The sequence below is a fragment of the Streptomyces sp. NPDC052236 genome, from assembly GCF_044548015.1.
Classification (GTDB): domain Bacteria; phylum Actinomycetota; class Actinomycetes; order Streptomycetales; family Streptomycetaceae; genus Streptomyces.
Map to the genome: position 1 here is coordinate 1 of NZ_JBIUBL010000079.1, position 3,758 is coordinate 3,758.

At 71.4% G+C, this 3,758-nt stretch carries 1 protein-coding gene; it reads right to left on the reverse strand.

Annotated elements, in window-relative coordinates; genetic code table 11:
- A partial coding sequence (locus tag ACIHCQ_RS44520) for an SDR family NAD(P)-dependent oxidoreductase (RefSeq protein WP_399675081.1) occupies positions 1 to 3,758 on the reverse strand: 3,758 nt, incomplete at both ends.

Genomic DNA, 3,758 nt, shown 5'->3' on the forward strand with positions numbered 1-3,758 from the left:
CGTCGGCAGCCGCAAACCGGTCACCTCACACAGCCGGTTCCGCAGCTCCACCGACATCAGCGAATCGAAGCCCAGATCCCGCAGAGCGGAACCGGCGTCGACGGTTCCCGCCCCCAGCACCTCCGCCACCACGGACAGCACGAGCCGCCGCACCGACGCCGTCCGCTCGGTGCCGGTGAGTTCCGCGAGCCCCTGGACCCATGGGGTTTCCACACCGCGGACGCCGACCGGGACCGTAGCCCCCGTACGTACGGCCGTACCGATCAGGCCGCTGTACAGCGGCCGTGGTGCGGGGTGCTTCCGCAGCGATGCCAGGTCCAGCCGGGCGGCCACCACCACCGGGCGCCGTATCGTCCAGGCCGCATCGAGCATGCCCAGGCCCTGCTCGGCGGTGAGGGGCAGCAGCCCGCCGCGCGCCAGCCGGTCGACGTCGGCCCGGGCAAGTCGTCCTGCCATGCCGTCGCCCAGTTCCCAGAGGCCCCATGCCAATGAACTGGCCGGAAGGGCCAGGTCGCGCCGGTGCTGGGCAAGCGCGTCGAGGAAGCTGTTGGCAGCGGCGTAATTGCCCTGGCCGGCTGCGCCCAGGGTCGCGGATATGGACGAGAAGAGGACGAACGCCGAGAGCGGCAGGTGCCGGGTGAGTTCATGCAGATGCCAGGCCGCATCGACCTTCGGCCGCAGAACCGCGGTCATCTGCTCAGGGCTCAGGGACCCGACAGTCGCGTCCTGGATGATGCCCGCGGCGTGCACGACCGCGGTCAGCGGTCGCTCGGCCGGAATGCCGGCCAGCGTGTGGGCCAGTGCATCCCGATCGGCGGTGTCACAGGCAGCGACACGTACCTGTGCGCCCATCTCCCGCAGCTCGGCCTCCAGCCCCTCCGCTCCCGCCGCCTGCGGCCCGCGCCGACTCACCAGGAGGAGATGGCGCACGCCGTGTTCGGCCACGAGATGCCGGGCGACCAGTGCGCCCAGCGCACCGGTTCCCCCGGTGATCAGGACCGTGCCACCGGTATCCAGGGGCTCCGTCGGGCCGATGTCCTCCGCGTCCCGTGACACCGCCGGCGCAAGCCTGGGTACGTACAACTCGCCCTTCCGCAGTGCCAGTTCCGGCTCTCCGCTGTCCAGGGCCGAGGACAGCGTGGCCCGGCCGACCTCGGCCGTGTCGACATCCAGCAGCAGGAACCGGCCCGGTTCCTCCGATTGCGCGGTACGGATCAGCCCCCACAGCGGCGCGTGCACGAGATCGTGGGGCAGCTCAGCGCCTTGGTCACTGGTTTCGTCCGCGCGAAGGCGCACCGCTCCCCGCGTCACCACGACCAGGCGCGTGTCGGCGAAGCGGGGGTCGGTGAGCCAGCTCTGTACGAGTGCGAGCGCATCGCATGCCGTGCTGTGGACGGCGGCCGGAAGGAGGCCGGTCAAGTTCCCTCCGGCAGCGGCGTCGGCGGGTGGCTGCAGGTACGGCACGACCACCGCGTCCGGCGCCGCTATGGATCCGTCGCCAATGCGCGCGCCGAGCGTGGCCAGGTCGGGCGCGAGAGCGGGACCGGACTGCCCGGAGTCCGAGAAGACGGAAAGGAAAGCAGCGTCGTCCCCGAGCACAAACCAGTCGGGTTCAGCGGCAGCGTCGGTCGTACCCGGTGTGGCGGTGAGGGGGATCCAGTCGATCCCGAACAGCGACCGGACGGGGTGGTCGGCCCGGTCCCCGGCGGCGGCTCGCAGAACCAGCGACTCGACCACAGCTACCGGAGCCCCGCTCTCGTCGGCGATCCACAGGGCTATCGCGTCCTCGCCGACCGGGGAGACGCGAACCCGCAGCGCCGACCCGCCACCCGACGACAAGACGTGAACACCGTTCCAGGAAAAGGGAACCCGGACCGCCCCGTCGGCCATGGCGGTGTCGAGCACGGTCGTATGCAGAGCCGCGTCCAGCAGGGCGGGGTGCATGAGGTAACCGTCAACGCCCGTCCCGACGGGGAGACGTACCGACAGATACGTATGAGGGCCCTCGCGCCAGGCACCCTCCAGGCCCTGAAACGCCGGGCCGTAGTCGTATCCGAGCGAGGCCAGCCGGTCATAGGCGCCGTCGACCGGGAGGGGCTCGGCGCCGGGGGGAGGCCACACGCCGAAGTCGAAGGTCTCGTCCGGCTGCGTCGCGGTACGCGGTGCCAGCGTGCCGGTGGCGTGGCGCGACCAGGAGAGGCCGCCGCCCCCTTGGCCGTCGTGGCCCTCGTGGTACTCGCGGCCGTCCTGCCTGTCGGCGGCGGGTCTTGAGTACACGGTGACCTTCTGCTCGCCTGCCTCGTCGACCGCGCCCACGATGAGCTGCAGTTCCAGCGCGGCCCCCTCGGGAATGCGCACGGGCGCCAGGAGAGTCAGCTCCGCGACGGCGGAGCTGCCGCTGAGACCGGCCGCCTGGAGAGCCCACTCAACGAAGGCCGTACCCGGGAGAATCGTTGTTCCGTCAATGGTGTGGTCGGCCAGCCACGAATGAGTGTCCGTGGACAACAGGCAGGTCAGCGCCACTTCGTCGCGGTCGGCAAGAGGAACGACGCTGTCGAACAGGGGGTGGCCCCGGTCGCGCCGCCGCCGGTGGGATGCCTGGGTATCGATCCAGTAGCGCTGTCGGTCGAAGGGGTACGTGGGCAGCTCGATGTGCTCGCGCCCGGAGTACAGAACGGACCAGTCGACGGTCAGCCCTCGGACGTGAGCCTCCGCGAGATTGCGGTGGTACTCCTCGATCCCGCCATGGCCGCGGCGCAGGCTGGCGATCGTCGCGACGTCGGCGTCCGCCACCGTGCCGGCCACCTGCTGGACGGCGAACGTCAGGACGGGCTCCGGACTCATCTCGACAAAGGACTGGTGGCCGCTCTCGATGAGCGTACGGAGCGCACTGAGCGCACGGAGGTTGCCCCCGGGAACGGGGGACGCCTTCAGGTCGCCGCACCAGTGGTCCGGGGTCAGGTCCCGCGGCTCGACCGGCCCGATCGTGAGGGACGAGTAGAGGTCGATCTCGGGCGGTTGTGGCGTGATGCCCGCCAGGGCGGCATGCAGCCGCTCGTGGACGAACTCCTCCCGCTCATGGGACGAGGCGTCGGCCAGAGCCGGGTCGGCGAGGGCGCGGACTCGGGCGGCGCAGAGGGAGGCGGCCTCGTCGAGGGTGAGGGCACCGGCGACATGAGCGGCGGCGATCTCCCCCTGCCCGTGTCCGAAGACCGCATCCGGCTGGATGCCGTGGTGCTGCCACAGCCGCGCCAGACCGATCGCCACGGAGAGGAGGGCGGGCTCCGCCCTCTCCGCCCCGCCGAGGTCGCCGGGCTCGGCGGCTGCGAGCGTGTCGAGGACGTCGTGGTCCAGGTACGGCCGCAAGGCCTCGGCACAGGCGCGCACATGGGTGGCGAAGACCGGCGATGAGGCGAGCAGTCCACGCGCCATGACGGCCCACTCCGGCCCCAGCCCCAGACCCAGCCCTGGTCCCGAACCCGTGCCCGGGACCGGCTCTTCACCCGTCCCCGGGAAAACGAAGACGGTCTTCCCCGGCTGTGCGGCTGTCCCGGTGAGCACTTGAGCGGTCGGCCGCCCTGCGATCAGCGCGTCGAGGCCGGCGCTGAAGTCGCCCTGGTCGGGAAGGATCGCGGCCCGGTACGCGAAGTGCGTGCGACCGACGGCTGTGGTGTGGGTGAGGTCGGTGGGGTGGGGTGCGGGGTCGGTGGTGGTCAGGAAGGTGTGCAGGCGCCGGGCCTGGGAACGCAACGCGCTCG